At 64.8% G+C, this 16,388-nt stretch carries 15 protein-coding genes; 9 read left to right on the top strand and 6 right to left on the bottom strand.

The genetic code is table 11. The features are described from left to right. Positions 1-32 precede the first annotated feature (32 nt). From AB5Y64_RS06270 to AB5Y64_RS06255, 4 genes are all read left to right on the top strand, one after another. Positions 33-992 carry an aminoimidazole riboside kinase gene (locus AB5Y64_RS06270; RefSeq protein ID WP_368203506.1) on the top strand — a complete coding sequence of 320 codons (960 nt, stop codon included), beginning with the start codon at positions 33-35 and terminating at the stop codon, positions 990-992. Between the two features lie 83 nt (positions 993-1,075). Then, the gene (locus AB5Y64_RS06265) at positions 1,076-2,440 is read left to right on the top strand and encodes a sucrose-specific PTS transporter subunit IIBC (RefSeq protein ID WP_139736989.1); all 1,365 of its coding nucleotides are present in this window, start codon (positions 1,076-1,078) and stop codon (positions 2,438-2,440) included. Then, a complete protein-coding gene (locus AB5Y64_RS06260) occupies positions 2,440-3,855 on the top strand; it encodes a glycoside hydrolase family 32 protein (RefSeq protein WP_368203497.1) in 1,416 nt (471 codons plus the stop codon). Before AB5Y64_RS06265 ends, AB5Y64_RS06260 begins: the two co-directional genes overlap by 1 nt. A 27-nt stretch (positions 3,856-3,882) precedes the next feature. Further along, positions 3,883-4,893, top strand: coding sequence for a substrate-binding domain-containing protein (locus AB5Y64_RS06255; RefSeq protein ID WP_041213247.1), 1,011 nt, complete (start codon positions 3,883-3,885; stop codon positions 4,891-4,893). Positions 4,894-4,971: 78 nt separating this feature from the next. On the opposite strand, the gene AB5Y64_RS06250 is transcribed toward AB5Y64_RS06255, so the two are convergent. From AB5Y64_RS06250 to AB5Y64_RS06230, 5 genes are all read right to left on the bottom strand, one after another. Then, positions 4,972-5,700, bottom strand: a complete 729-nt coding sequence (locus AB5Y64_RS06250; protein ID WP_368203495.1) for an MgtC/SapB family protein — start codon at positions 5,698-5,700, stop codon at positions 4,972-4,974. Positions 5,701-5,881: 181 nt separating this feature from the next. Next, entirely contained in the window at positions 5,882-6,256 is a 375-nt protein-coding gene (locus tag AB5Y64_RS06245) for a hypothetical protein (RefSeq protein ID WP_041213245.1), read from the bottom strand. Between the two features lie 371 nt (positions 6,257-6,627). Further along, positions 6,628-7,704: an NAD(P)/FAD-dependent oxidoreductase gene (locus tag AB5Y64_RS06240; protein WP_223931982.1), complete on the bottom strand. Its 1,077-nt coding sequence runs from the start codon at positions 7,702-7,704 to the stop codon at positions 6,628-6,630. A gap of 39 nt (positions 7,705-7,743) precedes the next feature. Further along, positions 7,744-7,899: an FAD-binding protein gene (locus AB5Y64_RS06235; RefSeq protein ID WP_223931983.1), complete on the bottom strand. Its 156-nt coding sequence runs from the start codon at positions 7,897-7,899 to the stop codon at positions 7,744-7,746. 52 nt (positions 7,900-7,951) lie between these two features. Beyond that, positions 7,952-8,137 (bottom strand): DUF2892 domain-containing protein, encoded by a 186-nt coding sequence (locus tag AB5Y64_RS06230; protein ID WP_041213243.1) that lies wholly within the window; start codon positions 8,135-8,137, stop codon positions 7,952-7,954. A gap of 85 nt (positions 8,138-8,222) precedes the next feature. Between AB5Y64_RS06230 and AB5Y64_RS06225 the strand changes: the two genes are divergently transcribed. Genes AB5Y64_RS06225 through AB5Y64_RS06205 form a run of 5 tightly spaced genes read left to right on the top strand, consistent with a single transcriptional unit; the run spans position 8,223 to position 13,617 of the window. Continuing rightward, complete coding sequence (locus AB5Y64_RS06225) at positions 8,223-8,537, top strand: helix-turn-helix transcriptional regulator (RefSeq protein WP_039039225.1); 315 nt, start codon at positions 8,223-8,225, stop codon at positions 8,535-8,537. Beyond that, positions 8,534-8,947 carry a YeeE/YedE thiosulfate transporter family protein gene (locus tag AB5Y64_RS06220; RefSeq protein ID WP_319911704.1) on the top strand — a complete coding sequence of 138 codons (414 nt, stop codon included), beginning with the start codon at positions 8,534-8,536 and terminating at the stop codon, positions 8,945-8,947. Before AB5Y64_RS06225 ends, AB5Y64_RS06220 begins: the two co-directional genes overlap by 4 nt. 13 nt (positions 8,948-8,960) lie before the next feature. Continuing rightward, on the top strand, positions 8,961-9,407 hold the full coding sequence (locus AB5Y64_RS06215; protein ID WP_039039223.1) for a YeeE/YedE family protein: 447 nt from the start codon (positions 8,961-8,963) through the stop codon (positions 9,405-9,407). Positions 9,408-9,446: 39 nt separating this feature from the next. After that, a complete protein-coding gene (locus AB5Y64_RS06210; protein ID WP_124245132.1) occupies positions 9,447-10,466 on the top strand; it encodes an efflux RND transporter periplasmic adaptor subunit in 1,020 nt (339 codons plus the stop codon). Further along, positions 10,459-13,617, top strand: coding sequence for an efflux RND transporter permease subunit (locus AB5Y64_RS06205; RefSeq protein WP_368203492.1), 3,159 nt, complete (start codon positions 10,459-10,461; stop codon positions 13,615-13,617). The genes AB5Y64_RS06210 and AB5Y64_RS06205 overlap by 8 nt, the downstream gene beginning before the upstream one ends. Before the next feature lie 33 nt (positions 13,618-13,650). Here the strand turns inward: AB5Y64_RS06205 and AB5Y64_RS06200 are convergent, their stop codons facing one another. Then, complete coding sequence (locus AB5Y64_RS06200) at positions 13,651-16,038, bottom strand: diguanylate cyclase (RefSeq protein WP_234716531.1); 2,388 nt, start codon at positions 16,036-16,038, stop codon at positions 13,651-13,653. Between the last annotated feature and the right edge of the window lie 350 nt (positions 16,039-16,388).

The raw sequence follows: 16,388 nt of genomic DNA, 5'->3' as shown, positions 1-16,388 counted from the left end.
CCCAGAACCCGGGGCTGACCCCGGCAAATCCTGTGCAGCAGTGGAGTAGCAACAAGGTGACGAATCGTGTGTGGGTAATGGGGGATGCGGTAGTGGACTTGATCCCGGAAGGGGAGCAGCACTACCTCAAATGTCCGGGTGGCGCACCGGCCAACGTGGCGGTGGGCGTTGCCCGGCTCGGCGGGGAGTCGGCTTTCATTGGCCGGGTCGGCGCGGATCCCTTCGGCCGCTTCATGGGGGAGACCCTGGCCAGGGAGGGGGTCGACATTCGCCACCTGATCCAGGATCCGGCCCATCGCACCAGCACGGTGCTGGTGGATCTCGATGAAGCGGGGGAGCGCAGCTTCACCTTCATGGTGCGCCCCAGTGCCGATCAATTCCTGAGCCACGCCGATCTGCCGGTCTTCCAGGCCGGGCAGTGGCTGCTGACCTGCTCCATTGCGCTCGCCAACGAGCCGGTGCGCAGCAGTTGCCTGCAAGCCATGGCGACCATCCGTGCCGTCGGGGGGCGGGTCTGCTTCGACCCCAACCTGAGGCCAGAGGTGTGGGGCAACCCTGCCGAGATGCTGCCCGTGGTGCGCGAGGCCATGGCCCTCGCAGACGTGGTCAAGCTCTCGGTGGAGGAGCTGCAACTGCTGAGCGGTCTGGACGATCTGGCGGCGGGGCTTGCCACTCTTTCAGGCCCGGCACTGGTGCTGGTGACCCGGGGGGCGGGGGGCGTGGTGGCCCGTCTGGGTGGCGAGTTGCTGGAGTGGGTGGGGCCCAAAGTGACGCCACTCGATACTACGGGGGCGGGGGACGCCTTCGTCGCCGGGCTGCTGGCGGCCTTGGCCGCACGGACCTCGCTGCCGACGCTGGCCGAGCTGCCCGCCATTCTGGCTCAGGCCCACGGCTGCGGGGCGCTCGCCACCACCGCCAAGGGGGCGATGACGGCACTGCCCACCCGCACCCGGCTGGATGAATTTTTGCGATCAGGCGCAGACGGCTGTTGATCCGCGGCTAGAAGCCCGGCTCGACAGCCCCTACTCTCATGTGACAAGGGCCCGCCAGCGTGGCGGGTCATAAGAGGAAGAATATGAATATCAGTGCGATAGCCCAGGATCTGGTGCCCCTGCTCGGGGGCAGGGAGAACATCGTCAGCGCCGCCCACTGCGCCACCCGGCTGCGGCTGGTGCTGGCGGACGACAGCAAGGTGAACAAGGCCGCCATCGACAAGCTGGAGGGGGTCAAGGGGTGCTTCAGCAACGCCGGCCAGATCCAGGTCATTTTCGGCACCGGCCTGGTCAACAAGGTCTATGCGGAGTTCGTCACCCTGACCGGGACCGGCACCGCCAGCAAGGCGGAGCTGACCGACATGGCGACGGCCAAGCTCAACGTGGCCCAGCGTCTGGCGCGGACCCTCTCCAACATCTTCGTGCCCATCATTCCGGCCATCGTCGCCTCCGGTCTGCTGATGGGGCTGCTCGGCATGGTGCGCACCTACGGCTGGGTCAACGCCGACAGCGCCCTGTTCGTCATGCTCGACATGTTCAGCTCGGCAGCCTTCATCATCCTGCCGATCCTCATCGGTTTTACGGCGGCGCGCGAATTCGGCGGAAACCCCTATCTGGGGGCGACGCTCGGCGGCATTCTCACCCACCCGGCCCTGACCAACGCCTGGGGCGTGGCCGGGGGCTTTAAGACCATGGACTTCTTCGGCCTGGATGTCGCCATGATCGGCTACCAGGGCACCGTCTTCCCGGTGCTCCTGGCGGTCTGGTTCATGTCCCACCTGGAGAAGCAGCTGCGCAAGCGCATCCCTGACGCCCTGGATCTCATCCTCACCCCGTTTTTGACCGTCATCATCACCGGCTTCGTGGCGCTGCTCTTCATCGGCCCCGCCGGTCGGGTGCTGGGGGATGGCATCTCGTTCGGTCTGAGCGCCCTCTATGAGCAGGCAGGCTGGCTGGCGGGTCTGGTGTTTGGCGGCACCTATTCGCTCATCGTCATCACCGGCATCCACCACAGCTTCCACGCCATCGAGGCGGGGCTGCTGGCCAACCCTGCCATCGGCGTCAACTTCCTGCTGCCCATCTGGGCCATGGCCAACGTGGCCCAGGGTGGGGCTTGCCTCGCGGTCTACTTCAAGACCCGCGATGTGAAGATCAAGGCCATCACGGTGCCGGCGGCCATGTCCTGCCTGCTCGGCATCACCGAGGCGGCGATCTTCGGGGTCAACCTGCGCTACATCAAGCCCTTCCTGGCCGGTCTGTTCGGCGGGGCCTGCGGCGGCGCCTACGTGGTGGCGGCCAAGGTCGGCATGACGGCGGTGGGCCTGACCGGGATCCCGGGCATGGCCATCGTCCAGCCCATGAGCCTCATCCACTACGTCATCGGTCTGGTGATCGCCTTTGGCGCCGCTTTCGCCGCCTCCTACCTGCTCAAGTACAAGGTGGAGTGATGAAGGAAAGCCATCTCCTGAACCAGGTTGTCCGGTCCCTGCTGGCCGGACAGCTCAAGGCGGCGGCCGATCCCCATCGGCCCCGCTGGCATCTGGCAGCCCCGGTGGGGCTGCTCAACGATCCCAACGGCTTCATCGAGTACGACGGGTGCTACCATCTTTTCTACCAGTGGAACCCGCTCGGTTGCGAGCACCGCAACAAGGGCTGGGGGCATGTCACCTCCACCGATCTGCTGCACTGGCAGCACGAGCCGGTGGCGCTGCTGCCCACCGAGGCCTATGAGAGTCACGGCTGCTATTCGGGCTCGGCGGTGAGCGACGAGCAGGGGCGTCTGACCCTCATCTATACCGGCAACGTCAAATACCCGGACGGCAGCCGCACCGCCTACCAGTGTCTGGCCCGTGCCGACGGTGAGGGCGGCTTCGAGAAGCTGGGACCCGTGCTGGACCTGCCCGCAGGCTTCAGCGGCCATGTGCGCGACCCCAAGGTGTGGCACGACGGTCGGCAGTGGTTGATGGTGCTGGGGGCTCGTACCCTGGACGATCGGGGTGAGGTGCTGCTCTATCGCGGTGACACCCTGGATGCCTGGACGCTGGTGGGCCCCATCGCCGGCAGCGGGCGCGGCGGTCTCGGGGAGTTTGGCTACATGTGGGAGTGTCCGGACCTCTTCCCCCTGGGAGATCGCCATGTGCTGATCAGCTGCCCGCAAGGGATTGCCCCGCAGGGAGAGGATTATCGCAACCTCTACCAGTGTGGCTGGCTGGCGGGTGACTTCGACGGGACGCACTTCGCCCACGGGGCTTTCCACGAGCTGGACAGGGGATTCGAGTTCTATGCCCCCCAGACTACCCAGGACAGTCAGGGGCGGCGCCTGCTGTTCGGCTGGCTGGGCTTGCCGGAGGAGAACGAGATGAGCCAGCCCACTCTCGAGCACGGCTGGATCCACCAGATGAGCTGCCCGCGGGAGCTGTTCTGGCAGGATGAGTGGCTCTGCCAGCGGCCGGTGGCAGAGTTGGGCGCCCTGAAAGGGGAGCAGACCCGCTTCGAGGGGGCACCGGACGAGCTGCCTGCCCTGGCCATCGACTCGGCCTGGCTCGATGTGGCGCTGTGCGGTGAAGGGCGCCTCGGGTTCGGGGCCGTGGTCGAGCTGGTGTGGCGGCCGGGGCGTCTTGTCCTGCGGCGCCAGAACTGGCAGAGCGGGGAGTGGGAGGAGCGAAGCGCCCCCTGGCTTGGGGGCAAGATCACCGTCTTGTGTGACCGCTCCAGCCTGGAGTGCTTCGTCGATGGCGGGCGCCAGAGCTTGTCGACCCGTTACTTCCCCGGCGAAAACCCAGTACTTTCCGCACGTTACGGTGGTGATGACAGCAAAATTTGCCTCGATCACTGGCCGCTGGCGACCTGCCTAGTACAATAGCCCGGTGTCAGTGTGCCGGGAGGTCAGGTGGAGAAGAAGAAACGGATCACGATTGCCCAGATAGCCACGCTTGCGGGGGTCTCCAAGGCCACCGCCAGCCTGGTGCTCAACGGCAAGAGTGCGGAATACCGCATCGCCGACGATACCCGCAAGCGGATCCAGGCGGTGGCGGACGAGTGCCACTATCAGCCGAGCATCCATGCCCGCTCCCTGCGGGAGGTGCGCAGCTACACCTGGGGGCTGGTGATCCCTGACCTCACCAACTTCGGCTTCGCCAGCATCGCCCGTGCCCTGGAGGCCCGCTGTCGGGAGGCGGGGATCCAGCTGCTCATCGCCTGCTCCGAGGATGACCCCACCCTGGAGCAGCGGGTGGTGGACAACCTCATCAGCCGTCAGGTGGATGGCCTCATCGTCGCCTCCAGCGGCCACAGTGACGACATCTATGCCCGCATCCACGACCGCTTGCCGGTGGTGCAGCTCGACCGCCACATCGGTGAGTCGCGCCTGCCCATGGTGATCTCGGACGCCTGCAAGGCTACCGCCGAGCTGGTGCAGGATATGGCCGAGGATTGCGGGGAGGAGATCTATTACTTCGGCGGTCTGCTGGATCTCTCCCCCAGCCGCCACCGGCTGGCGGGTTACGAGCTCGGATTGCACCGGGCCGGGCTGGAGGCCACTTCAGACCGGGTCCGCCACCGTGACTACCAGCCGAGCTCGGGCTATCAGCTGATGTCTGAGCTGGTGGACGAACTCGGGGCGCCGCCGAAGGGGCTTTTTACCGCCTCTTTCACCCTGCTGGAGGGGGTGCTGCGCTACCTCAACGAGGCGGAACTGATGGAGACCGGCATGCGCCTGTGTACGTTCGACGATCACGATCTGCTCGACTGCATCCCCATGCGCATCGATTCCGTGGCCCAGGATTGCCCGGCCCTGGCCCGTGCCGCCTTCGAGATGATGCAGCAACTCATCGCGGGCAATCCCCCAGCCCAGACCGCCCAGGTCATTAACCCCAGGGTGCGCTGGCGCAGCCGCCGTTAGGCACACGGCTTCCCTTTCCTGTGAAAAAGCCCCGCCGGATCCGGCGGGGCTTTTTGTGCTGCGTCTGGTATGAGGGCGTCAATCGGTAATGCTGGCCCGCCAGAAGATCTGCTTGATGTGAGGGTGCTCCCCGAGCGTGTTCATCAGGGCATCGAGCTTGGTGCCATCGATGGCGGTGGCGAGCAGCGCCGCCGAGATCTCGAGATCCTGATCGCCGAAGGGGGTGATGTCGAGCTCGCTCAGGGGGTAGTGGGCCTGTTCCAGCATCTGCTCGAGCCAGGGCAGTACCTCCTTCTGGTGAGCGCGGCCGATGAGAGCGGTCACGTGATAGGTCACTTCGGTGTCCATGCTGTCCACCGGGTCACGGTTTATCTGGTTGACCAGGGGGCGCAGCAGGGTGTTGGCGGCCAGCACGAAGAGGGCGCCGAGGATGGCCTCCAGGGCGAACCCGGCGCCGCAGGCGGCCCCGACCGCGGCCACGCCCCACAGGGTGGCCGCTGTGTTGATGCCCCGGATGTTGCCGGATTCCCGCATGATGACGCCGGCGCCGAGAAAACCGATGCCGGAGACGATGTAGGCCACCACGTGGACGACCCCGTAACAGCCGCCATGCAGGTCATAGATGCGCTGGGCCAGGTTGACGAACAGGGCCGCCCCCACGGCGACCAGCACGTTGGTGCGAAGGCCGGCGGTGCGCTGGCGGTACTGGCGCTCCAGGCCGACCAGGCTGCCCAGCACGAAGGCGAGCAGCAGGCTGGCCAGGGTGTCGAGCAGGGCGAGAAAATCGAGTTGTTGCCACATTCTCATGAAGGGTCTCCTTCTGGGGATGCCGACCAGCCTGCTCCCCCGTGTTGCGTGAGAGACGGGGGGCAAGGTCGACATCGTGGTGAATGCAAGGGCGCGACCCGCCTCCTGACGGAGCGGGATGGCGCAGAACAGGGTACAGGCCCTTCACGGTTGCCCGGGAAGGACCCGCCTCATTCGAGGGTCAATGCCTGGTGGCGTCGTCCCCGGCGCGGGGGCGCAGTTCCCAGCGTACCGGGTGGACAGCCCCGACCTGGTGGATGAACTGCACCAGATAGCGGCGCTGGGGCGGCGTGCAGTAGAGGCTCAGCACCAGCACGCGGCCTTCACCGCGCCCGGGCTTCATGGACTGCAGAGGACTGAGTCCGGCCGGTTGCAGGGTGTGGCTCACCGCCGCCAGCACCTGCTCCATGTCGGCTCTGTCTTCGCAGCGGATGTGCAGCCGATAGAGGTGCTGACGCCGTCTGCCACGTTGCCAGAGTGGTCGCAGGCCCCGTCCCAGTCTGCTCAGCAGGGAAGGGGATTTGTCAGCGACAGAGTTGTTTGAAATCAAGCGCATAGCAGCCTCCTTTTGGGAAGCAGAAACTATGCAGGCAAGGTGTCGGGGGATGAGTCCGCGTCACCTGACGTCAAGTGTGAAAAGCGGGGAAAAGAGGGATCCACTTCTCGCAGGGTGGCGAGTCGCGGCAGAGAATAACCTGCGGCTAGCTCGCGACCAGGGTGCCGACGACGAGGGGCGGCGTGCGTCCGTCACTTGATGAGTTGCCCACCGATGGTCTCCGCTAGTGATAAAGAGGCGACATGGTAGCCGATACGGCGGCCTGGGTAAACCCCGAGCCCTTGATAGCAACATATTGAAACATAATAAAAAAGAGATGAAAGCGCCGACGAAGGGAGCCCTCTTCCCTTCACCGGCGGGCCCTTGGGGGGTTACCGGGTCTTGTCGATGCCCAGGTATTTGAGCATCAGTTTTTCATAGATGGGTTCGGTGTCGCCCACCTGCATCTTGTGCAGGAAATACTTCTCGAACGCTATCTTGGCCAGGTGGACCCACTTCCCTTTCTTGAACCAGGCGACGTTGCGCGGCGGGATCTGCGGCATGGCCACGAAGGCGGCCCCTGTGTCCCCCATGTCCGCCAGACAGATGGCATTCCACACCGCCCGGGTGACCGGGGGCTGGCCGTCCAGCTCCGCCTTGATGTTGTGGCTTAAGGTGCGCACCATGGCCTCAATCATGTAGCCGGTCTTGGGCACCCCGGTCGGTACCGGCGTCTTGTGCTGGGGCGGGATGGCGATGCAGACCCCGGCGGCGTAAATCTGCGGGAAGACAGGGTTGCGCTGGTGTTCGTCGACGATGACGAACCCGCGGGGATTGACCAGCCCCTCGAGGCCCCGCAGGGGGCTGATGCCGGCGAAGGCGGGCAGCATCATGGCATGCTTGTAGGGGAGGTTGTGGGTGCGCTTGACGTTGCCATCTTCATCCAGCTCCTCCACCGTCATCACCCCATCCCTGGCCGTCACGGTGCGGGCATTGCAGATCCATTGCATGTCGCGCATGCGCAGCTCGCTCTCCAGCATGCCCTTGGAATCCCCCACGCCGTTGAGGCCGAGGTGACCGATGTAGGGTTCGCTGGTGACGAAGGTCATGGGCACGTCCTTTCTCACCTTCTTGTCGCGCAGGTGGCGATCGAGGATGAAGGCGTATTCGTAGGCCGGGCCGAAGCAGGAGGCGCCGGGCATGGCACCGACGATCACCGGACCCGGTTCGTCGAGCAGCCCGTCGACACTGTGCAGGCACTCCTCTGCGTGGGAGAGGGTGCAGACGCTGGCGGTGCCTCCCGCCGTCGGGCCTGCTCCCTGCACCTCTTCAAAGGCGAGTGCGGGGCCGGTGCAGAGCACCAGAAAGTCGTAGTGCAGGTGCTGGCCATCGGAGAGGCGGATCTGCTGTTCGAGGGGTTGCAACCCGGTCAGGGCGGCGTGGATGAAGCGGATCCCCTTCTTCTTCACATGAGGCTCTATGGGGAGGGAGATATCCTTGCGCTCTCGTCACCGGACCGCAATCCACGGGTTCGAAGGGTTGAATTCAAAGTCGGGTTTGTCGTTCACCAGGATGACGTCGTGCTGCTTGCCGAGTTCGGCCTTGAGCTCGTAGGCGGCCGACATGCCCCCCAACCCTGCCCCGATGATGATGATGGTTGCCATAATGATCCTCCGCTCTATTACACGGCTCCTGTGAGCCAATATGTCCGCCTGCCTATTTGAGCCCCATTCGCCTGAGCACGGCGGCGGCGGGACAGACCCCGGTGAACGCGCTCTGGATCAGGTTGACCCCGACAAAGACGCTCAACCAGACAAAACCCGGGTGGACCCAGGCCGTGAGCAGCAGCGACAGCAGCAACATGCCACCCGCGACCACTCTGACTCCGTTATCGACGGTCATTTCTCGTCTCCTTTTGTTTAGTGATTGCTAATTTAGAGTTGTTTTATACAATAGAACAAATATCAGCAATTGCTAATTTAATCTTATGAGCCACTTCGACGAGATGAACCGACATGCGACAGCCGCCGCCGGCCTGCTCAAGGCGCTGGCTCATCCCGAACGCCTGATGGTGCTCTGCCAGCTGGTGGAAGGGGAGAAGGGGGTCGGGGAGCTGCTGGCCCACAGCCAGCTCGGGCAGTCGGCCTTCTCCCAGCAACTGTCGGTATTGAAGCGCCAGGGCCTTATCCGCTCGCGCAAAGTCTCCCAGCAGATCTACTACTCCCTGGTGAGCGAGGCGGCGGCCGATGTGCTGGCGGCGCTGCAAACCCATTTTTGTCACTCAGATGAGGAAATTCGATGATGGAAAGCCAATGGCTGCTCTCGTTGGGGGGCGGCATGCTGTCGGGGCTCTCGGCCCTGATCCTGATGTTGTTCAACGGCCGGGTGGCCGGGATCAGCGGCATTCTGGCCGATGCAATGCAGTACAAGACGCCCTGGCGGGTGCTGTTTCTGCTGGGATTGGGACTGGGGGCCTGGCTGGCGCTGACCCTGGGTTGGGCCACCATGCCCGCCTTTGATGCCTTGCCCGGCTGGCCCGTGGTGCTGCTGGCCGGCCTGCTGGTGGGCATCGGCACCCGTCTTGGCAATGGCTGCACCAGCGGTCACGGCATCTGCGGCATGGGGAGGCTGTCGACGCGCTCCGTGGTGGCGACGCTCACCTTTATGGGGATGGGCGTGGCGACCGTGTTCTTTACTCACCACATGTTTTGACGGGTTGATTGCCATGAAATTGCTGACAAGTGTGTTTGCGGGTCTGTTGTTCGGGCTGGGAATGGCCCTCTCCGGGATGATGGATCCGGCGCGGGTCACCGGGTTTCTCGATCTGGCCGGTGCCTGGGATCCCAGCCTGGCCTTCGTGATGGGAGGGGCCCTGGCTGTCTTCATGCCGGGCTACTTCCTGCTGGTGAAACCCCGTCGTCTGAGCCTGCTGGGGGAGCCCATGGCCCGGGTTCCCGCTCCCGTGCTGGATCGCCGCCTGATTGGCGGGGCCGCACTGTTCGGGATCGGTTGGGGCCTGGTCGGTATCTGTCCAGGGCCTGCCTTGAGTCTCATTTCCAGCGGACAGCCCATGATATTGTTGTTCATCGGGGCCATGGCGGCCGGGATCCTGCTGGTGGACAAGGTCTGGAACAGGGTGCTGGAGAAGGCTCGCCAGCACCGTATTGCCTGAGTTTTCAAGGTGCCCATGAGCCAGGGAAGGAGAATCATGATGAACACAATCCGGTTGCTGGTGACCACCCTGCTGGTCATGACATCCACCCTGGTGGCGGCCGAGGAGGCCAAGGGGTCGCTGACGCTGACCCCGCAGCGCGTCACCGACTGGCTCACCCTGAGCGGTACCGTGAGCGCCATTCATCAGGGGACGGTCGCGGCCCAGACCAGTGGCCGGGTCTCCCGCATGCTGGTGGATGTGAACGACGAGGTACAGGCCGGGCAGCCCCTGCTCGAGATAAGCGGCAAGGAGCAGTCTGCCGCCGTGACCGGCGCCGAGGCGCGGGTGGCCAGGGCCCAGGCCCAGCAGGTGGAGGCCGAGCGCCAGCTCACCCGTTATCAGGCCCTCATCGCCAAGGGGGTGATCACCCGGGCCCAGCTCGACAACGCCCAGGCAACGGATCGGGCCGCCCGCGCCGAGGTCAATGCCGCCGAGGCCGCCCTCATCCAGGCCCGGGAAGCCTACGGCTATACCCGTATCCTCGCCCCCTACGCCGGGGTGGTGACCAGGCGGCTGGTGGAGCTGGGGGAGACGGTGGCCCCCGGTACGCCGCTGCTATCCGGTTTCTCCCTTGGCGAGCTGAGGGTGGAGCTGGAGCTGCCCCAGTCCGCGCTGGCTCTCGCCGGCCAGCCGTCGGATGTGCAGGTGCTGCTGCCCGGTGGCAAGGCCGTGACTCCCGTCAAGCTGACCCGCTTCAACTACGCCGACAGCCAGAGCCACAGTTTCCGGCTGCGCCTCGATCTGCCGCCGAACACGGCAGGGGTGCTGCCCGGCATGTGGCTCAAGGTGCAGCTCAAACAGGGTGAGCGTCAGGTGTTGCAAGTGCCGGAGCCCGCCCTGCTGCGGCAGGGGGAGTTCAACGGCGTCTACCTCAAAGAGGGGGAGGGCTGGGCCCTGACCCCGGTGCGGGTCGGCCACTGCGAGGCTGGGCTGTGCGAGGTCCTGGCGGGTCTCAAGGGCGGTGACACCCTGGCCCCCGATGCCTGGACCCGTCAACAGGAGGTGCCCCATGAGTAGCGAGCTGAACGGCAGCCATGGCCGCCTGGGGCCGGCGGGTCGGCTGGCGGCCCTGTTTCAGGGCTCGGCCATCACCCCGCTGCTGGCGCTGGTGGGGCTGTTGCTCGGCCTCTTTGCCGTGCTGGTGACCCCCAAGGAGGAGGAGCCCCAGATCGATGTCACCTTCGCCGACGTCTACATTCCCTTCCCGGGTGCCAGCCCGACAGAGGTGGAATCCCTCGTCACCACCCCTGCCGAGCAGGTGGTCTCCCAGATAGAGGGGATAGATACCCTCTACTCCTTCTCCCAACCCGATGGTGCCCTGCTGGTGGTGGTGTTCAAGGTAGGCGTGAGCCGGGAGCAGGCCATCGTGGATCTCAACAACCAGCTCGACTCCAACCGCGACTGGTTGCCACAGGGGATCGGAGTCGGTCAGCCACTGGTAAAACCCCGGGGGATCGATGATGTGCCCATCGTCAGTCTGACCCTCTGGAGCAAGCAGCTGGGGGCCCCCGATCTGACCCGGGTCGCCCACGAGCTGGAGACCGAACTCAAGCGCATTCCCGGTACCCGGGACATCTACAGCCTGGGGGGACAGCGCGCCGTGCTGCGGGTGATGCCGGACCCGGCGGCCCTCAGCGCCCATGGCATCAGCTGGGGCGAACTGAGCCAGCGTCTCTCTGCCGCCAACCGGGTAGGCAGCGAACAGGCCGTGGTGCAGGATAACCGGGAGATCAAGGTGCAGGTGGGGCAGTTCCTGCAAAGCGAGCAGGAGGCTCGAGAACTGGTGGTGGGGCTGCACGACGGCAAGCCGGTCTATCTGGGGGATGTGGCCAGGGTCTCGCTGGGTCAGGAGACCCCGGTGCAGCGCAGCTGGATGGGGCAGGGGGATCGCAGTTATCCGGCGGTGACCCTGGCCATCGGCAAGCAGCCCGGCCAGAACGCGGTCGAGGTGGCCAAGCGGGTGGAAGAACGGGTCGAGAGCCTCAAGAATCGACTCATCCCGGCTGGCGTCGAGGTGACGGTGACCCGTGACTACGGCGTCACCGCCGAGACCAAATCCAACACCCTCATCGGCAAGCTCATTTTTGCCACCACGGCGGTGGTGCTGCTGGTGCTGGTGAGCATGGGTTGGCGCGAGGCGCTGGTGGTGGGGGTCGCCATCGTCATCACCCTGGCGCTGACCCTCTTTGCCAGCTGGGCGTGGGGCTTTACCCTCAACCGGGTGTCCCTCTTTGCCCTTATCTTCTCCATCGGCATCCTGGTGGATGACGCCATCGTCGTGGTGGAGAACATCCACCGTCATCGCGGTTTGGGCAAGGGGTCCCTCAAGGATCTCATTCCGGGCGCGGTGGACGAGGTGGGGGGGCCGACCATACTGGCGACCCTGACCGTCATCGCGGCCCTGCTGCCCATGGCCTTCGTCAGCGGCCTGATGGGCCCCTACATGAGCCCCATTCCCATCAATGCCAGCATGGGGATGCTCATCTCCCTGCTGGTGGCCTTTATCTTCTCCCCCTGGCTGGCCAATCACCTGCTCAAGCGCGAGGGGCATGTCGCCCACGGGGAGGCCAAGGCCGGGCTCTTTCACCGGCTGATGACTCCTTTCCTGATCGGTGATGGCGCCAAGCGCGCCAGACACAAGCTCTGGCTGGTCATTCTGCTGCTGGTGGCGGGGGCGGCCGCCATGCCCATGGTGCAGTGGGTGGTGCTCAAGATGCTCCCCTTTGACAACAAGTCGGAATTCCAGCTGGTGCTCGACATGCCGGAGGGGGCGACCCTGGAGCAGACCGAGCGCACCCTGCTGGCGGTGGGTCGGGAGCTCGCCAGGGTGCCCGAGGTGAAGGATTACCAGATCTACGCCGGCACCGCCGCCCCCATCAACTTCAACGGGCTGGTGCGCCACTACTTCATCCGCAGTGGCGCCAACGTGGGGGACATCCAGGTCAATCTGGTGGACAAGCATGAACGGGATCGCAGCAGTCACGAGATTGCCCGGTCGGTGCGTGCGCCCTTGCAGGCCATCGCCAGCGCGGCAGGGGGCAATCTCAAGGTGGTGGAGGTGCCCCCGGGACCGCCTGTCTGGTCGCCCATTGTCGCGGAAGTGTATGGTCCGACGCAGGCCGCCCGTGAAGCCGCTGCCCGCGCCGTACAGGCCCGCTTCGTGGCCACGGCGGATCTGGTGGACGTGGACATCTATCTGACCGACCCTCAGCCCAAGTGGCGGCTGGTGGTGGATCGCGCCCAGGCGGCCCTGCTCGGGGTCGATCTCGGGGATCTGGTGGCGACCCTCAATGGCGGGGTGGGCTATCAGGATGCGAGCTGGCTGCAGGGGCAAGGCGCCAAGTATCCGGTGCCGATCCGCATCGAGCTCGCCCCCGGTGACAAGCGGGATCTGACCGGCATCCTGGCTCTCAAGGTGCGCAGCCAGAGCGGCCAGCTGGTGCGGGTCTCCGAGCTGGTGAGCCGTCGTGACGAGGTGGCCCCCAGCTACCTCATGCACAAGAACATGCAGCCCATGGTGATGGTGGTGGCTGACATGGGCGGCCATACCGACAGCCCGCTCTACGGCATGTTTGCCGCCGGTGCCGACATCTCGCTGCCACAGTATTACGTACATCAGCCCGACAAGCTGGGGGAGGTGGCGCTGTTGTGGGACGGGGAGTGGAAGATAACCTACGAGACCTTCCGCGACATGGGGCTGGCCTATGGGGTGGGGATGATCCTCATCTACCTGCTGGTGGTGGCCCAGTTCCGCTCCTATCTGGTGCCGCTCATCATCATGGCCCCTATTCCGCTCACCCTCATCGGGGTGATGCCGGGCCACGCCCTGCTGGGGGCCCAGTTTACCGCCACCTCGATGATCGGGATGATCGCACTGGCCGGGATCATCGTGCGCAACAGCATCCTGCTGGTGGACTTTATTGAGCAGCAGCGGGCGAGTGGCGTGGTGTTCGAACAGGCAGTGATCGAGGCGGCGCAGGTGCGGGCCAAACCCATCATGCTGACGGCGCTGGCGGCCATGATAGGGGCGCTTTTCATCCTAGATGACCCCATCTTCAATGGCCTCGCCATCAGCCTTATCTTCGGGATCCTGGTTTCCACCCTGCTCACCCTGATGGTGATCCCGCTGCTCTACTACAGCCTGCTTGTTCGCCGAAGTCAGAGGTAAACACAGGGGGCACGTGCCCCCTGTTTTCTGGCATCACACCGCCTCGCGGGCATCGCAGGTTTTCATCAGGGGGAAATAACGGCGATCCGCCTGGCTCATGTGACCCACGACCAGCTCCTGGATGATGAAATTGAGCAGGGCGTCGTTGCCAAGGGTGCCCGCCTGTGCGGCCGCCATCAGCTGACCGGCTTTTTTCAGCAGATGCTGGTGCTCCTGGCGATGGGCCGCCAGCTCCTCATAGCCATATTGCGCGAGGACCTGCTCTTCGAGGAGGAAGTGCTGGCGCGCCATCTCGAATATCTGCGCCATGTCTGCCAGCAAGGCATCCGGATGGATGCCGGGATCCTGCATGTGCTCGAGCAAGCGGTTGGCCAGCAGGTAGAGCTGGCGGTGGTCCGCATCGATGCGGGGGTGGCCGCATGCGTGGGCGGGCTGCCATTGCAGGGTGCCGGGGAGGGGCTCCTGCCCGGAGGAAAACAGGCAGACCCTGCCCCGGCCATGGTGCTTGGCCTGATACATGGCCTGATCGGCGTGGTGCATCAGGGTCTTGGGGTCGGTGCCGTGATCCGGATAGAGGGCGACCCCTATGCTGCCGGAGATGCGCAGCGCCTGCTGTTCAAGCTGGAAGGGGTGATGCAGGCAGTGGTGCAGCTTGTCGGCGACCGCGAGGGCCGAGGCATCCGTATCGGGCAGCATGATCACGAATTCGTCCCCCCCAAGGCGTGCCACCAGATCTTCTTCCCTGACGCACTCCCCCATGCGCTCGGCCACCAGCTTGAGCAGCAGGTCGCCGGTTTCGTGGCCGAAGGTGTCATTGATGGGTTTGAAGTGGTCGAGATCGATGAAGACCAGGGCCAGGGGCTGCTGGGGAGCCTGCTCCAGGGTCTCCTTGAGCCGCTGTTGCAGCAGGCGGCGGTTGGCCAGGCCGGTGAGGGGGTCATAGAAGGCGAGGCGGCGCATCATCTCCTCCCGGGCCGAACGTTCGGTGACATCCCGGGTCACCCCCAAAATGGCGTCCGGTCTTGTGCTGGTGCTGCCGTGCAAGGTGGTGACCGTCTCGATGGTCACCAGATGACCCTGCTTGTGGCGCAGCTGGGAGTGGATAACGCACCGGGTCTGCCCATGATCCCCCCGTTGCCAGGCCTCGAGGGAGGCGGTGATGCCGTCGCGAAGCTGTTTCCAGGACTCATCGGGGAGCAGCTGGCGCAGGGAGAGGGCAAAGAGTTCGGCGGGTTCATAGCCGCTCAGGGACGCGATGGCGGGGCTGATGTAACGAAAACGCAGGCTGTCGGTGTCCATGGTCCAGATCACGTCGCCGCTGTTCTCCGCCACGAAGCGGTAGTGTTGCTCGCGCTGGGCCAGTTCCCGGGTGAGCCGCTGTCGGTCACTGGCCTCTTCCCGCAGACGCAGATAGAGGTGCAGGAAGACGCCGAGCAGGGCCAGCAGGGAGAAGGAGATCAGCATGGCGATGGCCACGCTCCTGTCGAGCAGTTGGCGCTGCTGGCGAAGGCTCGCCTGGGTACTGTTGTAGAGGAAGGGGGTGAGGTTGGGCACCGCCTTGATCATCCCGGCCTCCTGGTAGGTGCGGGCGATCTGCTGCCAGCGATCCTGCTGCATGTAGCCGGGCTCGATGATGTCGGGCTGCATCAGGGCCCGGGTTTCACGGGCCTCGAAGGCGAGCGCCTCGCGCCCGGCCCCGCTGGGGTAGTGCTCCAGGATCAGGTTGATCATCTCTTCGGGATGATCCATGGCATAGCGCCACCCCTTGAGGCTGGCCTGCAAGAAGCGCTGGACCCGCTCCTGCTGGTTGATGACCTCACTCTCCGAGGTGAAGAGGTTGTCTCCGTAGAAGTCGTACCCGATGTCGCGGGGGCTGAACACCCGGTAGGGAATGCCCTGTTGCTGCAGGGTGAAGGGCTCGGTTGTGCTGTAGGCGCTGATGGCGTCCGCCTGGCCCCTCAGCAGTGCCTGTACCCCCCGCTCGTAGGGCAGGGTCTCCCACTGCCGGCTGCGAGTGTAGCGATGCAGGTAGGTGAGCAGCTCGTTGGAGCCGGGTTCGAGCATCAGCCGCTTGTTGGCCAGATCGCCCGGAGTCTGGATATCCGGCCGCTCCAGGGTGATGAGCATCAGGGGGGAGTGCTGCAACATGGCGGCGAGCACCACCACAGGGCGACCTGCTGCCCGGGCCAGCAGCAGATCGCTGCCGCGGATGCCGAACTGGGCGCGACCCGTGGTGACTTCATTGATGACGTCGGTGCCCGGCCCCGCCTCCCGCAGGGTGACCTGCAGACCGGCCTCCCGGTAGAACCCCTTGGCGATGGCGGCGTAGTAACCGGCAAACTGGAACTGGTGCTGCCAGGGAAGTTGCAGGATGACGCGCTCATCCGCCCTGAGGGGAGCCGTGGTCAGGGTGGCAATCATCACCCAGAAGGGCAGAAGCCAGCGTACAGGCTGGCGAGATGCATCGGACTCCGTCATACCGCTGTTCTCTCGGGAGGTGCTCTTCTGGCTAGAGTCAAACAATTTCCTGTTATTCGCAAGGGGAGCAAGCCCCAATAAGATGGGGCGCGGGAGGCATTAAAAGTCATTTTTGTGTCATTCATCACGTCAATGGGCGTCACGGCTCATTTTGAAACCTTGTTGACTCGTCACCGGCCCGGTAAAAAGGGCATTAGGTGTCATTCCAGGAGGGATGGCTGCCGCCTCTCTTCTCACCTGTTAATGATAAACTGCGTGTTTTCGGCAATTCCCTCTTATCTTCTCCTGTCGTA

The organism is Aeromonas sp. R5-1 (genome assembly GCF_040908265.1).
GTDB classification, from domain to species: Bacteria; Pseudomonadota; Gammaproteobacteria; order Enterobacterales; family Aeromonadaceae; genus Aeromonas; species Aeromonas caviae.
The sequence above is the reverse complement of the archived record's forward strand: the minus strand, read 5'-3'. Positions and strand labels throughout refer to the sequence as shown.

Coding starts and splice junctions, on each gene's coding strand:
- AB5Y64_RS06265 (WP_139736989.1), top strand. CDS start 1,076: ATGAATATCAGTGCGATAGCCCAGGATCTGGTGCCCCTGCTCGGGGGC.
- AB5Y64_RS06260 (WP_368203497.1), top strand. CDS start 2,440: ATGAAGGAAAGCCATCTCCTGAACCAGGTTGTCCGGTCCCTGCTGGCC.
- AB5Y64_RS06250 (WP_368203495.1), bottom strand. CDS start 5,700: ATGAGAATGTGGCAACAACTCGATTTTCTCGCCCTGCTCGACACCCTG.
- AB5Y64_RS06245 (WP_041213245.1), bottom strand. CDS start 6,256: ATGCGCTTGATTTCAAACAACTCTGTCGCTGACAAATCCCCTTCCCTG.
- AB5Y64_RS06235 (WP_223931983.1), bottom strand. CDS start 7,899: ATGGCAACCATCATCATCATCGGGGCAGGGTTGGGGGGCATGTCGGCC.
- AB5Y64_RS06230 (WP_041213243.1), bottom strand. CDS start 8,137: ATGACCGTCGATAACGGAGTCAGAGTGGTCGCGGGTGGCATGTTGCTG.
- AB5Y64_RS06225 (WP_039039225.1), top strand. CDS start 8,223: ATGAGCCACTTCGACGAGATGAACCGACATGCGACAGCCGCCGCCGGC.
- AB5Y64_RS06220 (WP_319911704.1), top strand. CDS start 8,534: ATGATGGAAAGCCAATGGCTGCTCTCGTTGGGGGGCGGCATGCTGTCG.
- AB5Y64_RS06215 (WP_039039223.1), top strand. CDS start 8,961: ATGAAATTGCTGACAAGTGTGTTTGCGGGTCTGTTGTTCGGGCTGGGA.
- AB5Y64_RS06210 (WP_124245132.1), top strand. CDS start 9,447: ATGAACACAATCCGGTTGCTGGTGACCACCCTGCTGGTCATGACATCC.
- AB5Y64_RS06205 (WP_368203492.1), top strand. CDS start 10,459: ATGAGTAGCGAGCTGAACGGCAGCCATGGCCGCCTGGGGCCGGCGGGT.
- AB5Y64_RS06200 (WP_234716531.1), bottom strand. CDS start 16,038: ATGATTGCCACCCTGACCACGGCTCCCCTCAGGGCGGATGAGCGCGTC.